The following is a 20,036-nucleotide window of genomic DNA, read 5'->3' as shown; positions in this document are numbered from 1 at the left end:
CACGGGTGAAACAAGCATAACCTGGTCATGGACAAATCCGTCGGATTCAGACTTTGATCATGTTGAAGTGTATCTTGACAGCGTTTTCAAGACCAATGTGACCTCGGGAACATACACGGCTACCGGGTTGAATGCAAGCACGACTTACATAATTGGTACAAAGACTGTAGATACAACAGGTAATGTGAATAGTACTATAGTCACTGATTCAGCAACCACAGCATCAGATGCTACCCCTCCAGCAAGCGTGACTGGTCTTGGTGAAACTGCAACAGGTGAAACAAGTATTACCTGGTCATGGACAAATCCGTCGGATTCAGACTTTGATCATGTTGAAGTGTATCTTGACAGCGTTTTCAAGACCAATGTAACCTCAGGAACATACACAGCTATAGGGTTGAATGCGAGCACTACTTACACAATTGGTACAAAGACCGTAGATACAACTGGTAACGTGAATGCCACTACGGTTAGTGATCCTGCCAATACCACTGCCAGCGGGGATACTACGCCTCCCACAAGCGTTACAAACCTGGCGAATGTGAGCTATGCCCTGAATTATATCAACTGGACATGGACTGACCCGCAAGACCAGGATTTTGACAGGGTTATGGTTTATCTGAATGGAGCATTCCAGAACAATGTCACAAAAGGAGAGCAGTATTACAATGCCAGTGTATCTCCGGGAACATACACCATCGGAACAAGAACGGTGGATACCACTGGTAATGTAAATACCACTATGGTAACGCATACGGCAACCACTATACTTCCATCTGTGAGGTACATAAATGGTACGGTAATAGACAGCGTGACTAAAACGGCCATCCCGGGTGCTACAGTGTTCATCAACACCAGCCTTCCGACAATGACTAATGAGACAGGGTTCTATTCGTTTACTGTCACTGAAGGTACGTTTGACCTTTCAGCAAAGCTTGATCCGACGTATAATGCCAACAGTTCGGTAATTGTCTCGACAATAGGCAGCGCTGTTGTAATACAGGATATTGAACTCGTTAAGAAGCCAACGGGAACTATATCAGGAGTTGTTTCAAACATTTAATGATGAAGAACTGCAGGGTCTTATGACCCTGTGGGCTTCATACTTAGATTAGAATTTGGAAAAGTCAAGAGCACAGAATATATGGCATATAGCATGATCTTCAGTGCTTATATGAGACTCCATTCAATTGTAATAATAATAAAGGTGGAAAGGCATCTTATGATCACGCATTGATAGCAAATAAAGTAGAAAGTTATATTAACCTTCAATTCGTAAAATGTACTAACTATTTAAATTCAATATATATAAGTTAAGGATAGGAGAGTAAAAATGAAAATATTGGAAAATATTACAAGCGGTTATAAGAAGGCCGCAACAGGAATAGCAATTGTATCAGTTCTGGCATTAATGTATATCGCATTGATCCCCGGGTCTTCATTAGCGTATGTTTATGGACCCGACGGCGGATTATTAGCAGGGGCGTTTGTCTTTATTAAGGAGTGGCCGCAGTATAATGACACGACAGATATTGGTGGATCGTATGCAATCAATGAAATGCCGATCGGTGAATATACATTAGTTGCAATGGGGAATGATTCGTATGCTCCGAATGTTACAAGTATAAATGTTACAGAGGGGAATACGAATTTCCATGATATACAATTGAAGTCTGCAAACCATTTTTTCCTGCCATTCCTTTACAAAACTACAGGCAGTGTATATGATTCTAAAGTTCAGTTGATGAATAATGGAACATCGAATGCTTCAGTTGAATTAACATACTATTTCCTTAATGGAACAGTTGCAGGTAACGATGTTTATATGGTCCAACCTGGAAAATTATGGAATAAAGATGTTTATGAAATAACGGGAGCAACGGGCTCGTTATTTGTAGGATCTGCAATTGTTAAATCTGAATTGCCAATAAAGAGTGGTGGATATATTAAAACAATACAAAAGGACGTATATTCACTTGCCTCATCATTCTCTGATAGTGATATCGGGACAAATGTGACTATTCCATTCCTTTATAATGGAGGAAATTATGATTCTGGATTGCAGGTCATCAACCCCGGGAATACAACAGCAACTGTGACAGTTAAATTATATTATATAAATGGAACTCAGGCGGCTACTACTACCTATACATTGGATCCAAAGAAGCTAGGTCCAACGACAATTACTTCATTGCTGCCAGGTGTATTTTTTATAGGTTCATCAACGGTAACTTCTAATCTACCTATTGCTGCTCAGGGTTATATCCGTACATCGGCATCAGGCATATACAGTATTGCACCAGCACTAAGCAACACAGTAACAACTGCGTATATCCCGTTTGTTTATAATGGCAATTACTATGATTCCGGATTGCAGGTATTCAACCCAGGAAATGTACCTGCACAGATTACTGTTAGTTTATATTATGTAAATGGAACTAAGGCAGCTAATACAACGTATATATTACCTCCAAAGAATCTGGTTGGAACAACAGTTTCATCCTTGATTCCAGGGGTGTTATTCGTAGGATCTTCAGAAATTATATCTAACCAATCAGTTGTAGCTCAGGGATATATAAGAACATCTGCATCAAATGTTTACAGTGTTGCACCGCAGGTTAGGAAACCCGGATCAATCGGAGATGTCAATGTGCCATTCTTATATAATACCGCAAGCCACAACTCTGGGATACAAGCAGTTAATCCCAATAGTGCGGCTGCTAGTGTAAATGTTAGATATTACTACACTAACGGCACTCAAGCCGGTAGTTATTCAGGGACTGTTGGTCCATATGGTCTGGCTGGTGTAACTGTTTCATCGGTCGTGCCTGGTGACTTCACAGGATATTCGGTCGTATCTGCAAATCAATCAATTGTAGCCCAGGGATATATAAGACAAGCAACAGATAATATCTATAGCATTGCTCCACCGGTGGAGAAATAAAGCGAAATAAACTCCTTAGGAGCGAAAATTAAATTTCTCGCTCTTAATTTTTTTTATTATAGTATAAGAAAAATAGTATAATTCAATCAATAAGTTTCTCAGCCAGAATTGCTATTCGCCTTCGCATAATAGGTAAGATATTTAAAAAACATCTTTCTATGATACAAAATATGGGAATGTGAGATTCAGCATAGTAACTCTTTTTAATAAGGAATTTTCTATTATGCAAATTCTTTATAAGATAATCCATAGACTTATAATCAACATGACCCTCCTCTTTGCTTAAAATTATATTATTATTTTTCAAAATTTCCAATATATGACCTCGATGAGGTGTCCAGATAATTAATTTTCCTCCTTTTTTTAATAATCGGTTGCATTCATCCAAAACATTTCCAAAAGTGTCAGGATATAGATGTTCAAACAAATCAGCACAAATAATAACATCAAACGAATTGGATTTTAATCCTGTATTCTGAGCATCAGAACATAAAAATTTTATATTTCCAGATTTCCATTTATCCAACAATCTATTACAAAGATCTATACCTTTTTGATTGAAATCCACTCCGATAACTGCCTTACATAGCGGTGCAAGTGCAAAACAAAAAGTTCCCCAACCGCATCCTAAATCCAAAATACTTTCTTCCTTATTTGGCGTATATATCTGTAAAATTTTTGAAATTCTATATTTTTGAAAAGATGATTTAATATCAGCCAATTTTATATATTTGTTGCTTTTAAAATACACATCATAATATTCTTTATTTACTTTCTTTTTTTCTATTTTTTTTTGCCCTTGGATCATTTTTTGTTTTCCTTAAGTCTTTGGATTTTTGATCTTTTTTATTACTCACTAAAGATATATTCTTGCGAATTAAGATATATAATATTATAAAAATATTTAGTTAATAAGATGAACGCTTAATTTCTAATATCTAAGTAACTTCTTTCAAATCTTCTTCTGAATTTATATTTGAATATTTATCACAAATAATAAATGATTTAACTATTTTTCCTTCGTCTATAGCACATTGTATTAAATCAGGAAGCTCCTTTTCACCCCTGACTTGATTAATTGGTGTCTTTTCAATATAGGATAAAAGTTCATTTTTAAAAATACAATTTCCTGTGCCTTGCATGTCATTTTGGGGATTTCTTGGTTTTTCTATTAATCTATATATCCTTCCACCTTCATCATTGAAAATCGAATATGTATGCTTTATTTTACTTCTATCCTTCTCGATAACGATTCCACATATGCCAAAAAGTCCTTCGTTATTGAATATTTCAATCATTTCTTTGTGCTTTGGATTAATTAAGATTTCATCACCAAGGAACAACATAAAATCTTCACTACCCAACGCTTCTTTGGAGCTTTCAATAGCATGAACCAGACCATGTTGATTAGACTGGATTACATATTTTATTTTCTTTCCTTTGTATTCTATACCATAAGTATTTATTATATCTTCAGCCCTATAACCTACAACAATTACTATCTCATTTATGTTTAGCTTAATTATATTATTGAGATTATGCTCGATTAAAGGCCTCCCTTTTAGTTCAAGCATGCATTTATTTCTATTATCAGATACACCTTCAAGGCGTTTTCCACGCCCTCCTGCTAAGATTAAAGCTTTCATAACATTACGGCAACATAAATGTGAATATTATTTATATATGTATTCCCTTTCACATATTAATTGCTCAAAAGATTGAAATCAATCGATAAAATTAATCAAATTAATAAGGATCTTTAAATGAGAAAATTAAATATAATTCTAACTGCTCATGATTTTGTGTCACCAATTCGTGGAGGTGCTGGTTTATTAATAGTAAAGGCTGCTCTTGAATTAAGAAAAAGAGGAAATCATGTAAAAATTATGGCTCCAACAGATAATAAAAATATCAATGGAATTGAAATCATTAACTTACCCCATGTTTCAAAAGATAAGCCATTTATTCTCACAGCATCTAAGTATATGCTATTTTTTGTTTTTGAGTTGTTCAAAATAAAAAAATTTGATGTTATTTTCACTCATGGTATTGCTGGTATACCTGCTGTTATATTTGGAAAAATATTCAACAAAAAAGTAATTATTGATGTGACTGATCTTCATACCGAATACCTGAAAGAATCACCGAAAAAATTTCCCTGGAAAATATTTATTTCAATTGTCTCTAAATTGGAATATTCTTCATTAATATTTGCGACCAAAGTTATTGTCGTTTCAAATGTCATGAAAAATATTTTGATCAAAAATGGTGTTGATTCAAGTAGGTTACATGTTGTTTATTATGTTGGCTTTGAGGTGGAAAAGTTTTCCACAGAAAAACAAAAAAAAGACTATTTCACAATTATTCATCATGGTGGCGTGGATGTCCAGGATGGTGTCAATTATATTGCAGAAGCTGCACCATTGGTTTTAGAGAAATATCCCGAAACAAAATTTATGATCGTCGGTGGAGGGGCATGTCTCGACTTTGTAAAAGAGATAACAAAAAGAAAGGGTGTGGAGAAATCCTTTATATTTACAGGTTGGAAACCCTATGATGAAATAATGAACTATCTGAAAGAAGCAGATATCGGACTCGTAACTAGGCCAAATACTTTGGCAAATAATACAGTTTTGCCCCTAAAATTATTGGAATACTGGGCAAGTGGAACTGCAGCAATTTCTTCAAGGCTCAAAGGAATACAGGAAGTAGCAGAAGAAAATGACGATATTGTTTTTTTCGAACCGGATAATCCAAAGGATTTAGCTGAAAAATTAATAAATTTATTGGAAAGTCCTGAACTTGTTCAAAAGTTGCAAAAAAAAGGAAGGATGAAAGCGATAGGCAAATTCAATTGGGAGATTCTCGTTAAAGAAATGGCAGAAATCATAGAGGAGTAGAATGGAAAATTGTATAGAATTCCCGGAAGCAATTGAATATAGTTTGCTCAAAAAAATTAGACTTCCAATAATCTTGGATTTTATGGAAACTGAAGAAAATGATATTATTTTGGATGTGGGTTCGGGGGGAGGTTATTTTATAAGAAATATAGCGAAAAAATCAAAGTTGGTTATTGGCCTTGATATGTCCCTATCAAATACAAAAAATGCAAAACGATCAATTGGTCATGGAAATATTTGTTTTGTAATTGGAGATGCAACGCGTTCGCCATTTAAAAAAGAAGTTTTTGATAAGATATTGGCAACAGAAATAATTGAGCATATAGAAAATGACAAGTTATTCATTGAAGAGTGTGAAAGAACACTAAAAAACAGAGGTCACATTGTAATTACAACACCATGCACGAATCCGACTCTTTCATTAGATTGGCTAAGAAAGATTTCAGGAGTCAATATTAAAGAAGATTTTGGACATGTTAGAGGAGGTTATACTAAAAATAATTTAGATAAGCTTTTAAATCAAACTAAATTTAAAATAATTAGGGTCAGTTATTTTTCTCAATTTTTTGCTGAATTGAGTAAGATTTTTACATATTTGGGTCGAACAATACATTCAGATAGTGAAAATTGGACAAGTGGGAGGACCCAATCAAAACTCATTGGAACGAGATCTTTTAGACTATATAAGTTTTTTTTTCCAATATTGTATCAATTCTCAAAGCTAGATAAATTGCTGAATATGTTTAAAGGACACCATATTATTATTAAAGCATCCAAAACAATAAAATAACTTTATATAGGTTTTTTTAGAACTATATCTTACAACATCTTATACACCCAGGGAATAATTTTATCGTTTTAAGAGTATATCTGAATTTTCTTGCCCTTTCGTTGTTCCAGATATTTTTAAAAGAACTATTTCTTAAATTTCCAAATATATAATGCATACACGAATAAATATTTCCTTCAGGTGTAATCCTTGCAGTACCCCACGGCCAGAAGCATCTTTCTTGATGAACATACCCTGAAAGATCAAAATAATAATCATCAAAATCATTCACACTTAGATCGGGCATAAATGAAACTTGGACATATTGCCTTTTGCACTCATCAGTTATTTCAATATATTTTTTATTTAGTAGAGCAACATCATTTTTTGACAATGTCATTGAAGTTGCATCAACATACATATCTTCATCAAATATATTATTTGAAATTTTTGTATTTTCATTGCGATGTGCATCATCAATAAATACCAGATGCTGATATGAGAGAGATGCGTCCAATTCTTTAGCATATGGTATTATTTCCTGTATTCTGCTAAGATTCATTGGACTGATAACACAATTCAGCCTTATAGGCGTTTTTTTATCAATGCTTCTAAAATATCTCAAATTATTGAACATTTTATCGAATGTTCCTCTGGCAGATCTTATTTCATCATGTATATCTCTTGGACCATCTAACGATATCCTCAGGTCATTTATTCCAATTTTTACCAGCCTGTTAATCTTTTCCTCATTTAGCAAAACAAAATTTGTTGTTACAGAATAGGAGAAACCGCTTTTTCTCAAGTATTCCAGAATTTCAAATATTTTTGGATGGATGAATGGTTCACCCCCTATAATTCCTATATACGGTTTATAAGGATAGAATTGATAGCTTTTTCTAAGACCATCGATAACAATTTTTATTTCATCAAAACTCAACTCATTTTGGACATCAGGTATTTTTCCCCCCTGACCATAAAAACCACACATCTTACACCGTAAATTGCATTTGTAAGTAATGAACCAGATAATTACGGGAGGTAATGCCGAATATCCTTTGGGTAGTTTGCTATTAAGAAAGCAAAACAAATTATATGCATATTCCAAAGTTTTTCTTTTATTCATATGGTATAAGTCATTCTTTTCCTAATATTACACTTTCTTTGCTTTAAACCCCATTCTCATGCCAAATATTTTAAATGGCTTTGCATTGAGAAATTTTAATAGAATATGCAATGGATAAAAAAAAAACAAGGGAATTGTTTTAAGCCAGGGGAATCTTGTCTCAATAAGTGCCTTATCAACTAAATACACTGATTCTGCATCATAACTAACTACTTCCAATCCATTTTTTACCATCATTTCCTTTAATTCCCAAGGAACATATCTATGTTCATATTCATGGATACGTTTAAAAAAAAGGTGAGAAAATAGTGTTGTAGGAAGGTTTAAGAAATTAGGACCAATTATAATAACAAACCCATTTTTTTTTGTAACTCTTTTCATTTCTTTAATAACTAACAACCTATCTTCATACAACGGCATGTGTTCAATTGCAGAAAAAGAAACTGTAAAATCAAAAGAATTATCTGGAAAATCTAATTTTCTTCCGTCACCATATTTAACCTCTATATCAATATTTTTTAGGTTTTTGATTTTATTATGGGCACGTTCAATGGCATTTCTATCATAGTCAATTCCCACAACTTTAGCTCCTAGAAGAGTAAAATATACATCAGATACGATGTATCCGCCACATCCAATATTTAATATTGTTTTCCCTTTTAAATCTTTTCCTACTAATCTTCTTTCCACATCAGATACCTGTAAATAGTAATCTGGTACGTCTGAATAAATTGTTTTTGGCAAGATTTTTTTTATATCCATTTTTGTACTCACTGGGGCCGGTTCATATCTGACATTAGTGCTAAGAATAATAATTGTATTCCTGATATTATTAGAAGGACTGTCAATATTACTGCCGGGGTATGGCCAATAACTCCTACGATTGCAAATTTATACAGAATTGCACTTCCTATAACAAGGCCAGTAAGAAACAAAATTATTCCCGGTATTCCGAAGAATCTCAGCGGATCATAATCCCTTATGGTTCTAAGTATTATAATCCATGCGCGCCACGCATATGCAAAAGGGCTTGAAATCAAGCGTGAGTCACCTGCGCTTCGTTTATAGAAGTTTATAGGAACATTCTCTATACGCCACCCTTCTTTTGATGCTTTGATTATCATTTCCTGAGTATAAGTAAAATCTCCACTTAACTTTATTGTGTCAAATACCTCTTTTCGTATCGCTCTGAAGCCGGTCTGTCCGTCCTTTATGTTTTTCCCTGTCAGGCGGCGAATCAGCCATGAAAACGCTTTATTGCCAAATTTATTAATCCATGGCATTTCATATTTGAGATTCTCCAGTCTTGAACCCAAAACAAGGTCTGCTTTATTCTTTAGTATCGGTTCTATAAGGATAGGGATTTCCTTTGGGTCGTACTGCTTATCAGCGTCTATCTGAACAATTATATCGGCTCCTAACATGACAGCTTCATTGTAACCACGCCTTATTGTCTTACCTAGACCGCGGTTAACAATATTATCAACAACAATAGCACCGGATTTTTTGGCAACATCAGCGGTACTGTCGGTACTTCCATCATTGATTACGAGAATCTCATCAACATATTGGGAAGTGACTTTGATCACATCTCCTACTGTTGATTCTTCATTATAAGCCGGGATTATTGCAGTTATTTTCATTTTAACTTTGTGTTGACTTATGTTATTTGTTTACTGATATATATTTTGGCTTAATAATTATATCACAGGATTTTTTTTAAATATCAAAAATAAGTCAGAATTAAAATGCATATTTTTACTCTGATTTCTTCCGTAACCATATGAATCCAATTAAAAATAAAGCAATAAAATAAAAAATCTGTATAATATGTGCTAGAAATCCCGAACTTATCGCAGATACCTTAGTAGTCCCAACTGCTATAAAGCTGATAGCCCAACTGCCTTCCAGCGTGCCAAATCCACCGATTCCCTGGATAGGCAGGATCGATATCATAAAGAAAAATGTAGAAGCTAAAAATACAGCTCCTAATGGCAGATTTATGCCCATTGCGATGACAAGGATATAATTTACTGAATATAGGGTGATCCAGATCATTGCAGAGATTAAGAAGCTCAATATAAACTCATTTCTATGAATGTGCTCAAAGCTCAGTGCCATTTCATCCAGTTTTATGAGAATGTAATTGATGAAATGAAGTTTGTTATATTTCAAATATGTGAAAAGAATTCTGAGACAGGCAATGAATCTATTACATTGATGTATGAACATCAATAGAATTAATATGACAAGGAACAACAAAAAACCGACAATAGGCAGAGCATTTATCATGATGTCAGGCAGGTCATATGCCAGCATTGCTGATGTAAAAAATAAGATCGAAATGGAAATGATATCGAATATCCTGACTATGAGCAATGTAGCTGCCCCCTCCCCGATGCTTTTGTAATGACGTTTATTCAGCAGGTAGATGTATGATAACTCCCCTGAGCGTGCTGGTAAGATGTTTAAAGCCATATTGTGGATGCTGACGATGGAAAAGAGATCTTTTACACTTATTTCTCTATTCAGCAAGATGTGAAGCCTCAGGGCTCTTAAGAAATAGCTTATTGTATATAGAATAAATCCCATAATCAGGTACGCTGGGTTTATTTTTATCAGCATAAAATAGACATCTGTCACAGAGATCTGTTGGAGTAGTGTTGCTATAAGGGCGATAGTTAGAATTGCCCCGATGATTTTTGGGAATATTTGTTTTTTCATAAAGATTTAGAAGATCTTGTAACAATTTTTGAAATTTTTTAATGACGTTCTAATGATTTTATGTCTTTTAAGCTAAAAAACATATGGATAAAAGAATGAGTAAATGATAATTTTTTAATTTCAAACAATAAAAATTCATGGAAAGATATTGACGGTGGCGGCGCATAATTTGTTGGAACTTCAAAACAGTTCGATACTTAATTCCCAGTAATGCAAAACATTAATAATTAGGACATATTAATGGAGATTTAAAAATGGATTCCTTATTAGCTCTTAAGTTTATAGTTAGTAGTATTTTTGTATTTTTTGTACCTGGTTATTTTATTTATTGTATTTTTCTCAAAAAATTGAATATAGATTTTTTCCAGAGTCTAATTATTTCCATAGGTCTTAGCCTCTCATTCATTCCATTGATTACTTATTTTTTCACATTATTTAGAATAAAGATGAACAATTTTTTAGTTATATTACTATTATTTATTTTTGTGGTTACAATTTTTTCAAAATATATATTTGGAAATATAAGAAATGAAGTGAATTTTTTCAGGTTTGAAAACTTCAAAAATTCTTTAAAACAAGATTTATATTATTATGTTTTGCTGATTATATTTATAATATCTATATTAGTGAGGTTTATCCAGGTTGAGGGTATTCTTGTTGGTCCGGGAAGTGATAGTTACCATCATACCCTAATAGCGCAATTGATTGTCGAAAATGGAGGCATTCCAGGATCTTATGAACCTTATGTTCCCCTTGCGTCCTTTACATATCACTTCGGATTTCATAGTATTGTTGCATTTCTATACTGGGTATCTGGAATTAGTATTATAAAACTCGTTATATTTACAGGACAAATCTTAAATGCTTTCGCTCTATTATCGGTTTTCATTTTTGTGGATAGGTTATTTAGAAATAAGAACATGGCTTTATTAAGTTCTTTTATTGTTGGTCTGATTTCAATATTTCCTGCCTATTACGTAAATTGGGGTAGGTATACCCAGCTTACAGGTATGGTAATTCTTCCGATAGCGCTGCTTCTGATAATAGAATGTATTGAAATGGAGAAGCGAGATATTAAAGTATTATTTATATCAGGTTTTATGATATCAGGACTTTTTTTGTCTCATTATCGTATCATAATCGCTTTTTCCAGTTTCGCAATATTATATCTTATGTATGGAATTTATCATATTAAAGATAATAGAAATGCAATCTTAGAAATTCTAATAAGATGTTTTGTTATCATTCTAATAGCTCTCATTCTATTATTTCCATGGTTGATGCGTTTAATAATAGAACCCCAAATTATAACTGCATCAAACTATTCAAATGTTTCATCGTCTTTTTTTTCGATAGAAAGGATTGGTGATTCGATTAAATATTATACAAATCTTCCTTTGCTTCTTCTTTCTTTTGGAGGGATATTTATAGGTGTATTTAAGAAAAACAAATACATCATATTAATCACTCTATGGATTTCAATATTGATTTCATTTTCAAATCCATTCTGGTTAAAATTACCATTTTCAGGTTCACTCGATTTTGTGACCGTATTGACCATTTTATATTTTCCAATTGCAGTAACCTCCAGCTATTTTATTACGTATCTGCTAAAAAAAATTAAAATAACATCAGTGCAGAATTTAACAATATTTTATATATCTTTATTAATTTTAGCTCCTTTTTCTGCAATTAATCTGATTGGCACATTTTATCCGGAAAATGTGTTTGTAAAACCGGGGGACATAGATGCTATGAATTGGATTAAAGTTAACACTGAAGATAATGCTACATTTTTAATAGAATCATACAGTTTTGATTGGTCACAAGAATTGAAAACGGGTATAGACGGTGGATATTGGATTCCTCTATTTACAAAAAGAAATGTTACCATTCCACCCATGACTTACTTGGTGGAAAGACCATATGATAAAAATTATATTGAAAAAGTAATTGCAATGTCAAAAGCTGAAAATTCAATTAGTTCTGAATCTGCAATAAACTTTCTAATTCAAAATAATGTTAATTATTTATATTTTGGGGGAAGAAATTGGGGTAATTTCAAATTAGAAAATTTAAATAATAATACCTATCTCAGACCAGTTTATAACAAAGATGGGGTATGGATTTTTAAGATAAATAGAAGTTAGGAAGCAATATATGACAATGAAAGATATTTTCAAAGGGATATCACTTAAATTAAAAATACCGGCTGGATTAATAGGATCGAAGACATTAATAAAATCTCAAATAAGTACCGAATATGAAGAGAGAATGGCTCAAGAAAAAAAGGAATATCTTGAAAAGTATGCAGAATTCACAGAGGATGAACCGCTTTTTGAGCGAACATCTGACTCATGGGGTTACATCGAACAAGCCACTCAAAAGTTGATTCGAGAAAAAGTTGGCTTTTCCCAGTGGGAATATGTTATCAATCAAGCCAGTCAAATTGAGAAACCGGAGATGCTCAGTTTAGGCAGTGGTCCTTGCGGGGTTGAGATTTCAATTGCCGAGAAGATTACAAGCAACTATCACTATCATTGCTTAGACTTAAATGAGGAACTCTTGGGGATTGGCAAAAAACAAATTGAAAAGAAGGGGCTAAATATATCAACCGAACCCATGGATTTAAATTTAATAAGTCTTGAAGAAAAAAAATATGATATCATTACAGCATTTGCATCCCTGCACCATCTTAACGAATTGGAAAGAGTGTACACTATGGTCAATAGAGCTCTAAAGCCTGATGGCATTTTCGTTACTGTTGATGTAATCACCAAAAATGGTTTAATGATGTGGCCCGAAACATATGATGTCTTGGTACGATTATGGTCTATTTGGCCAGATAAGTTTAAAATTAACCATACGTACTATGGGACACCCCGTTTTACCCCTGAGTATGGAAACATTGATTACAGTCAGGGATCTTTTGAAGGAATCAGATCTCAGGATATACTTCCTTTAATTCCAGAGTATTTTGATCCCATTATCTACGTACCATGCCACTCAATATGTCGTCAATTACTTGATACCCAATATGGGCCAAATTATAATTTGGATGATCCATTTGATAAATCCATGGTGGAATTTATTTGGAATTTAGATTGCTATTACATCCATGAACGTGTATTGCCACCTGGCACCATGTTCGCTGTGATGCGCAAAAAAGGAACAGCAAATCCCAAAATTGTAGCAGAGGTGGCTGGTCATATGAATGCCGATTCCAGAGCTAGACAAGTAAGATGGATCGGGCATACTCGCTCATAATACTTTTTGTATCAGATTTGATTCTCTAAGCTTGAGTAGTTACAAGTTTGCGGATTTCAGCATCAGATTTATCTGATATATTCAATATTTTATATAAGTCTTTATCTTTAATTATAAGCTTATTATATTTATAAAAAGCAAGAAATGCATTCATCATTTTTTTATTTGCGTACCTTTCATTCATGTATCTCTTTTCTTTTGAAATATTTTTACCAAAATACAAATGATAATGAACTACTTCAGATAATGGGCAATTAACTACCCGTCCTCCGATATTCTTTATTTGTAACGAATAGTCGTTATCTTCATATGCTCCTTCAATATCCTCCCGGTATTCAACTTTTTCAAGAAATTCCCTTTTTATTATCATCGCTCCCCCGGGTATCCAATCGCAATCTAATTCCCTGAAGGTTGATAAATCATTTTTATTTTTATTTGAATCAAGCAAAGAAAATTCAATAAAATCGTTTTTAATTTCCAGTTTTCCTCCATTATATTGGATCTTTCCGTCAGGAAAAACTACCTTTGCGCACGCAGCAGCAATTTTCTTATCATCTTCTATTCTTATGATGAAATTTTCTAACCATAGAGGAGTTACGCAGATGTCATTATCTAACGTGACTATATAATTTCCTTTAGCGAATTTAACAGCCTTTTTTCTTCCTCTGCCACACCCCAAATTTGTATCCTCGAAAATAATTTTTACATTGGATTTCTTTTTTTCCAACTTCTTCAGATATTCTCTTACATCGCTATCTGAATTGTTATCTAATATAATTAGCTCGAATGGCAATTTTGTATAATTAAAAATGGACTCAATAGATTTTTTTGTATCATAAAGTCTATTAAAAGTCAGCATAACAATTGATATTGATCTTCTAATATCGCCATGTAATATCTTTCTTCTCTGGATTGCAGCGTCTTTAATTAATATTGCAAGATTTTCTTGTTTTGTGAGGTTTCTTTGTGTACACTGTTCTTCATGAACTCGATGCTTGTATAAATAATCATTAATATATCCAAAATCAAAATATTCTGAGATTCTTAGTGCTATATCATAATCCTGCGAGGAATCATATTTAGGCGCGAATAAACCAACTTTCGAAAAGCATTCTCTATTGATAACTTTCAGATGGGAGGTATACATTCCCAATAATAATTCTGTTTTGGCATTCATTCCCCGATTTTTGAAACTTAAGTATTCAACTGTTTCTCCACTTTGGTTGATATTTATTCTATCCGTATAAATAAAATATTTGTCAGTGTTGTGCTTAATGAAATCTACCACTTTTTCTATTGCATTGGGAACAATTATATCATCACAATCCAAAAATGCTAGATAATTTCCAGATGACATAATAATTCCATCATTTAACGTTTCGGAAATACCTTTATTTGTTTTGTGGTAATCTATTTTTATTTTTGGATTCGTTTCGTATTTTTTTAACACTTCAAAAACTAAAGATTCGCTTGAATAATCGTCTACAATTATTATATTGATATTAGAATATGTTTGATTGATTGCACTTTCAATGCATTCCTGCAAATACTTTCCATGGTTATAAACAGGAATAATTATATCAATTGTCGGATCATTCAGTTTTAATAAAACATTATTTATTTTTATCCTATGTTTAAAAGGAACCCATCCTTTTAATTTTTCCTTAAATTCAATCCATAGGCTTCTCCATCCTTCGTTTACGACTATATTAATGCTATTTAACCCAAGATTATAACAATGCCGTCGCCGCGTATTATTCGGAAGAAAGAAATCAATGATTTTCTGAAATTTCATTACTGATTTCCAGGTTATACTCATATGAATCTGTTGCAGGGTATTATTGAGTTCTATAATTTCAGAAGCTTTCACATTCATAGCATCTTTGAGTTCTATAATTTCATTATCTTTTACTTTTATTAAAGAATCTTTTGAATTTGATGTACTTTTCATTTCATTAATTTCAATTTCTTTGGCTTGCAGTACACCTGTGAGTTCGGTAAGCTCACTTCTTTTCTCAAGCAATTCTTTGTACCTAAGATTGCTGGAAAGTTCTCTGATTTTTTTAAGAATAGACTGCAAAGATTCATATTTAATAGTAAAATTCTCATCCATTTTAATATTCTTCGCATAAATTTCAGAAAAATCAGGTTCATTATTACTTTTATTTACTACAATTACATGTCGATAGGCAGGATTTAAATTATCATAAGCGTAAAAATTTTTATTGTAGAATTCATAAAGTGCTTCCATGCTCTTTGTAAATTCAGGCATACCTTCTGTAAGCATATAAGTCGAGACCATTTCAAACCATCGTAGCAAATATCCATTGGGTATCACAGTATAGGAGTACTTCGATTTTTTAATTAATTCAAGAGTAAAAGGGAGAGATGGTAACCCATTCTGGATATGTTCATGAAGCCACTTATACTCCATCCCATGGCTGATTTTATACACCTCATTTGCAGAAACTTCATATTCTCTAACCCCAGGGGTATCAAATGGTGCAGCTATTATTGTAGCGATTTTTGAAGGATCAATAAGTTTATTGATAAACTTTTCTCGAAAAATAGGGGATATATGCTCATAAGCATCAATAGAAATAATAAAATCATAACTTTTGTTAAGCCCTATTTTTGTTATGTCTCCAATTATGTAGTTGCTTTTTTGATTATACTCTTTTGGATAGTTTTTATCTAATAAAAAAATTTCATCATACGGAAGAAACTTTTTTAGATTGTTTTCAAAACCGGCTCCAACATCAAGTATTTTAAATATTTCTTTGTCGGTTCTGAATTTGTTTATTATATCAGATATTATTTTATATCTCTGATATTGATCAAATGGGATCGCCAGCACATACTCATTCCCTGAATCCCAATAGTATTTCTTCCCGTTTAGCGATTCAAGTAAAGCTGCTAAATATGGATGATAATTGCTGGTTGGAACATCTTTTTTCTTAAGCTCCATCAATCCATTTGGACTAATTAAAGCAAATTGACGCTCATTTTCACTCATTATTGTTCTTTCTTTCAAAATATTATCTTCTTTACCTTCAAGGACTTCTTTGAGAGAATACCCCTCAAGCATGAAACTCAGATCATTATTGCATAAAGAGAGTATAGTTAGCATGATATCAAGGGTGCTTACTGGAATATCTAAGATACCGCTCTTTATATACCAACCTTTATGAAATTTCAATACCAACGGGACTTCTATCTGGTCCAAGGTCACAGATAATCCATAATCTAAGAATAAATTATTTTCACCAAAAGCCACACCGTGATCTGAAGTGATGATTATCAGTGAGTCATCAAAAATCTTGAGGACTTTTAATTTTTCAATGAGTTTTTGGATATTTTCATCTATGTTACGTATGCATCCGTCATATTGCGCTTTGTAATATCTCACATCACTTTCAAAACTGACAGGAATATTATCAGCATCTGTGACAGGATTAAGTATCTGGTATCGGGGAATACTGTTGAAGGTGGGGTCTTTGTCTGAGATGTTCTTTATCTGCTCAGCATTTCCATAAAATTCATCCTCTACGAATGTATTTTTATAAGACCCTGAATTTAAATATGGCCCTTGCAAATCAGAATAATGAACTAACAGGAAAAAATCCTGCATGTGATTTTCATCAAGCCATTTTAAAACCTGTTCATTTGTCCCTGCACAGTCTCTTTTTCCCTTTCCTTCATCGAATATATCAAAACCTGAGTTTATGCCAGTAAGCCCACTGCTACTTAGAAAAGCGGCAGTCCTGTATTCATTCTCGTTCAAAACAGTGGCTAAAGTTGTATCTACCTCTGGATCTAGCTTTTTATCTGGATCAAAACCCATCGAATGATTTGACGGATACTTTGAAGTCAGGACAGATGCTATCGAAGGAACTGTATTTGGACATGCTGAAAAAGCATATTTAAAAAGTATCCCGCTTTTTGCAAGAGTATCTATATTCGGGCTTGTATTTCTCTTATAACCATAACAGCCTAAATGATCCTTTCTTAGTGAATCTATAATTATCAGGATTATCTTTTTTGGTCTCATTAAATATATTTTCCGTTTATTTTATTCTTTTTTAAAGCGCAATAAACCTTTGTATATTTTCTTTCTAAAATGCTGCTATTCGCCATATTTCCACCTGCATGGAATGTAAAATATACCATAATCTTTTTTACTCTCATCTTCAACTTTAAAGGTAAATCTTTTTTCGTGGTAGTCATATGCATTAACACATGCAAAATCATACACAGCAGCCGTAAACAAATAAGTTCCATTTAATAAAGGCAAAGAATCCACAATATATTCAACTATCCCGTCTCCTTCTATACTTTCTATCACATTATTATGGAATTTCGTATTGGGTCCTGTTATATGGGTTCCATCGTTCCTGTGAATCGCAACCCCGAAAACTGGTTTTTCGATCCTTTGCTTTGCAGAATACTTTATTTTTGCAATAAGGGTTTCTCCTGTTCTGAAAATATATTTCTCTTCGCTATCCCTGCCAAAGAATTTAACTTCCGTTATCTCAATTTCTCCCGTTCCCCACCTGTCTTTTGGAAGCTCAGCTTTTTCAGGAACGCTGGATTCTTCATTAGTGATAGGGGTTGATTCCTGCTGTATTACTATTTTCTGTTGTACCTTAAGAATTGATTCTGCTTTCTCGCGCATGTTCTTGTGATACTCATCGATCACCATCTGGCTATTCCCAATTGAAGTCATCTTTCCATGATCAAGCAAAATAGCACTATCGCATAACCGTTTCACCATCTCCAGATCATGCGTAACAAGAACTATTGTTTTCCCGTTCATCTTGAACTCATTGATCTTATCAAAACATTTTCTCTGGAAAGTCTCATCCCCTACTGCCAGTACTTCGTCTATCAGTAAAATATCAGGGCTAGTCGCAGTAGCAGTAGCAAACGCAAGCCGCATATACATCCCGCTTGAAAAATTCTTAAGCTTCATCTGTTTAAAGCGCTCAAGTTCGGCAAATTCAAATATCTCCTCGAACCTGCTCTCCATCTCTTTCCTGCTCATACCCATGACTGCGCCATATAGTCTCACATTCTCTTCGGCTGTGAGTTCAGGCTGGAAACCCACGCCCAGTTCAAGGAACGGCGCAACCTTGCCATAAACTTTCACATTCCCGGCATCAGGCACAAACACACCGGAGATGATCTTTAGGAGTGTACTCTTTCCGCTTCCGTTTTCACCCACGATTCCAAGCTTCTCCCCTTTCTTTACCCTGAAACTTATATCCCGGAGAGCGCAGAATTCATCATAATCCTGCTTCCTGCCCTTTACTACACCAGCGATATTTTCAAAAAGAGTATTTCTTTTCTCATGAGGAATCCTGAAACGCTTTCTGACATTTTCAACTATTATGGCATCTCCATCTTCCTTTTTTTTCAGTGGTGGCTCGAACATTCAAATCTCCTCAGCAAACCCTGGAGAAAGCTTCCTGAATAACCATGAGCCAAGTGAAAATAGGATAATCCCGAACATTAACACGAGGACAATATCCATGAGTCCTGGCAGGATTCCAGATAAAAGCAAGTTCCTGTACATTTCAATTAAACTTGTTATAGGGTTAAGCATATAATAAAACATATACTTCTCAGGTATAAGGGAAAGCGGATAAACGATCGGTGAAAGGAAAAAGCCCATCTGGAGAAGCACATCCCATATCTGGTTCACATCTCTATAATATACAAATAGCGATGCCATAGCCAGTCCGATGCCATATACTATAAGGAAAAATAGAATATGCAGGACAGGGAAGAATATAATAAATATTGAAGGTTTGACTCCTAAAATAACCATGAGTGGGATCAATACCATGAATTCGAGTAGAGAGCTTATAAATACAGATATTACTGCACTGAATGTCAATATCTCACGTGGTATAAAGATCTTGGTTACAAGACTTGATTTTCCAACAATAGAGTACATAGCACCCGTTGTTCCGAATGTAAAAAATCTCCATCCTGTGAGTCCAATTAATATATAAATGGCAAAATGCTCCTGTGTGGATTTAAAAACATTGTTAAAAACAAAATACAGTACGAGCATCATCAGCAAAGGATTAAGCATTGACCAGGCAAATCCAATAACTGAACTGGAGTATTTCATTTTCAGGTCGCTTATTACAAGGTTTTTTATTAGATCTTTATATTCAAATATGTACATTTAAATATGGTTCCTATCACTAATTTGCTTTCTTGTTATATTCTATTCTATATAATGATGTCTTAAATTATCGTATTTTTCAAAAATCAGGGAAAATTACATGATTATTA

The 20,036-nt window shown here is 33.5% G+C and carries 14 protein-coding genes; 5 read left to right on the top strand and 9 right to left on the bottom strand.

Annotated features, from left to right (window positions below; translation table 11 throughout):
* Window positions 1-1,333: 1,333 nt before the first annotated feature.
* Entirely contained in the window at window positions 1,334-2,944 is a 1,611-nt protein-coding gene (locus FIB07_15175; GenBank protein NJD54195.1) for a carboxypeptidase-like regulatory domain-containing protein, read from the top strand.
* 82 nt (window positions 2,945-3,026) lie between these two features.
* On the opposite strand, the gene FIB07_15170 is transcribed toward FIB07_15175, so the two are convergent.
* Window positions 3,027-3,752 (bottom strand): class I SAM-dependent methyltransferase, encoded by a 726-nt coding sequence (locus FIB07_15170; protein NJD54194.1) that lies wholly within the window; start codon window positions 3,750-3,752, stop codon window positions 3,027-3,029.
* 130 nt (window positions 3,753-3,882) lie between these two features.
* Window positions 3,883-4,590, bottom strand: coding sequence for a nucleotidyltransferase family protein (locus FIB07_15165; protein NJD54193.1), 708 nt, complete (start codon window positions 4,588-4,590; stop codon window positions 3,883-3,885).
* A 117-nt stretch (window positions 4,591-4,707) separates the two neighbouring features.
* Here FIB07_15165 and FIB07_15160 point away from each other — a divergent pair, with 117 nt between their 5' ends.
* Window positions 4,708-5,844 (top strand): glycosyltransferase family 4 protein, encoded by a 1,137-nt coding sequence (locus FIB07_15160; GenBank protein NJD54192.1) that lies wholly within the window; start codon window positions 4,708-4,710, stop codon window positions 5,842-5,844.
* Window position 5,845: 1 nt separating this feature from the next.
* Window positions 5,846-6,634, top strand: coding sequence for a class I SAM-dependent methyltransferase (locus tag FIB07_15155; GenBank protein ID NJD54191.1), 789 nt, complete (start codon window positions 5,846-5,848; stop codon window positions 6,632-6,634).
* 22 nt (window positions 6,635-6,656) lie between these two features.
* Here FIB07_15155 and FIB07_15150 read toward each other — a convergent pair whose 3' ends face one another.
* The 4 genes from FIB07_15150 to FIB07_15135 all read right to left on the bottom strand — a co-directional run bounded on the left by FIB07_15150 (window position 6,657) and on the right by FIB07_15135 (window position 10,463).
* On the bottom strand, window positions 6,657-7,739 hold the full coding sequence (locus FIB07_15150) for a radical SAM protein (protein ID NJD54190.1): 1,083 nt from the start codon (window positions 7,737-7,739) through the stop codon (window positions 6,657-6,659).
* A gap of 27 nt (window positions 7,740-7,766) precedes the next feature.
* Window positions 7,767-8,501 (bottom strand): class I SAM-dependent methyltransferase, encoded by a 735-nt coding sequence (locus FIB07_15145; GenBank protein NJD54189.1) that lies wholly within the window; start codon window positions 8,499-8,501, stop codon window positions 7,767-7,769.
* Window positions 8,502-8,509: 8 nt separating this feature from the next.
* The gene (locus FIB07_15140; GenBank protein ID NJD54188.1) at window positions 8,510-9,382 is read right to left on the bottom strand and encodes a glycosyltransferase family 2 protein; all 873 of its coding nucleotides are present in this window, start codon (window positions 9,380-9,382) and stop codon (window positions 8,510-8,512) included.
* 115 nt (window positions 9,383-9,497) lie between these two features.
* Complete coding sequence (locus tag FIB07_15135) at window positions 9,498-10,463, bottom strand: flippase-like domain-containing protein (protein NJD54187.1); 966 nt, start codon at window positions 10,461-10,463, stop codon at window positions 9,498-9,500.
* A gap of 254 nt (window positions 10,464-10,717) precedes the next feature.
* Here FIB07_15135 and FIB07_15130 point away from each other — a divergent pair, with 254 nt between their 5' ends.
* Window positions 10,718-12,613: a DUF1616 domain-containing protein gene (locus FIB07_15130; GenBank protein NJD54186.1), complete on the top strand. Its 1,896-nt coding sequence runs from the start codon at window positions 10,718-10,720 to the stop codon at window positions 12,611-12,613.
* A 10-nt stretch (window positions 12,614-12,623) separates the two neighbouring features.
* Window positions 12,624-13,730, top strand: a complete 1,107-nt coding sequence (locus FIB07_15125; GenBank protein ID NJD54185.1) for a class I SAM-dependent methyltransferase — start codon at window positions 12,624-12,626, stop codon at window positions 13,728-13,730.
* A gap of 25 nt (window positions 13,731-13,755) precedes the next feature.
* On the opposite strand, the gene FIB07_15120 is transcribed toward FIB07_15125, so the two are convergent.
* From FIB07_15120 to FIB07_15110, 3 genes are all read right to left on the bottom strand, one after another.
* Window positions 13,756-17,781 (bottom strand): glycosyltransferase, encoded by a 4,026-nt coding sequence (locus tag FIB07_15120; GenBank protein NJD54184.1) that lies wholly within the window; start codon window positions 17,779-17,781, stop codon window positions 13,756-13,758.
* A 75-nt stretch (window positions 17,782-17,856) separates the two neighbouring features.
* The gene (locus FIB07_15115) at window positions 17,857-19,164 is read right to left on the bottom strand and encodes an ABC transporter ATP-binding protein (protein NJD54183.1); all 1,308 of its coding nucleotides are present in this window, start codon (window positions 19,162-19,164) and stop codon (window positions 17,857-17,859) included.
* Window positions 19,165-19,926 carry an ABC transporter permease gene (locus FIB07_15110; GenBank protein ID NJD54182.1) on the bottom strand — a complete coding sequence of 254 codons (762 nt, stop codon included), beginning with the start codon at window positions 19,924-19,926 and terminating at the stop codon, window positions 19,165-19,167.
* Window positions 19,927-20,036 lie beyond the last annotated feature (110 nt).

This window comes from Candidatus Methanoperedens sp., from assembly GCA_012026795.1.
Taxonomy (GTDB): Archaea; Halobacteriota; Methanosarcinia; order Methanosarcinales; family Methanoperedenaceae; genus Methanoperedens.
The sequence above is the reverse complement of the archived record's forward strand: the minus strand, read 5'-3'. Positions and strand labels throughout refer to the sequence as shown.

Excerpts from the sequence above, each read along its gene's own strand:
- FIB07_15145 (NJD54189.1), bottom strand. The coding sequence starts at position 8,501 with ATGGATATAAAAAAAATCTTGCCAAAAACAATTTATTCAGACGTACCA.
- FIB07_15140 (NJD54188.1), bottom strand. The coding sequence starts at position 9,382 with ATGAAAATAACTGCAATAATCCCGGCTTATAATGAAGAATCAACAGTA.
- FIB07_15160 (NJD54192.1), top strand. The coding sequence starts at position 4,708 with ATGAGAAAATTAAATATAATTCTAACTGCTCATGATTTTGTGTCACCA.
- FIB07_15150 (NJD54190.1), bottom strand. The coding sequence starts at position 7,739 with ATGAATAAAAGAAAAACTTTGGAATATGCATATAATTTGTTTTGCTTT.
- FIB07_15125 (NJD54185.1), top strand. The coding sequence starts at position 12,624 with ATGACAATGAAAGATATTTTCAAAGGGATATCACTTAAATTAAAAATA.
- FIB07_15170 (NJD54194.1), bottom strand. The coding sequence starts at position 3,752 with ATGATCCAAGGGCAAAAAAAAATAGAAAAAAAGAAAGTAAATAAAGAA.
- FIB07_15165 (NJD54193.1), bottom strand. The coding sequence starts at position 4,590 with ATGAAAGCTTTAATCTTAGCAGGAGGGCGTGGAAAACGCCTTGAAGGT.
- FIB07_15135 (NJD54187.1), bottom strand. The coding sequence starts at position 10,463 with ATGAAAAAACAAATATTCCCAAAAATCATCGGGGCAATTCTAACTATC.
- FIB07_15130 (NJD54186.1), top strand. The coding sequence starts at position 10,718 with ATGGATTCCTTATTAGCTCTTAAGTTTATAGTTAGTAGTATTTTTGTA.
- FIB07_15175 (NJD54195.1), top strand. The coding sequence starts at position 1,334 with ATGAAAATATTGGAAAATATTACAAGCGGTTATAAGAAGGCCGCAACA.
- FIB07_15115 (NJD54183.1), bottom strand. The coding sequence starts at position 19,164 with ATGTTCGAGCCACCACTGAAAAAAAAGGAAGATGGAGATGCCATAATA.
- FIB07_15110 (NJD54182.1), bottom strand. The coding sequence starts at position 19,926 with ATGTACATATTTGAATATAAAGATCTAATAAAAAACCTTGTAATAAGC.
- FIB07_15120 (NJD54184.1), bottom strand. The coding sequence starts at position 17,781 with ATGAGACCAAAAAAGATAATCCTGATAATTATAGATTCACTAAGAAAG.
- FIB07_15155 (NJD54191.1), top strand. The coding sequence starts at position 5,846 with ATGGAAAATTGTATAGAATTCCCGGAAGCAATTGAATATAGTTTGCTC.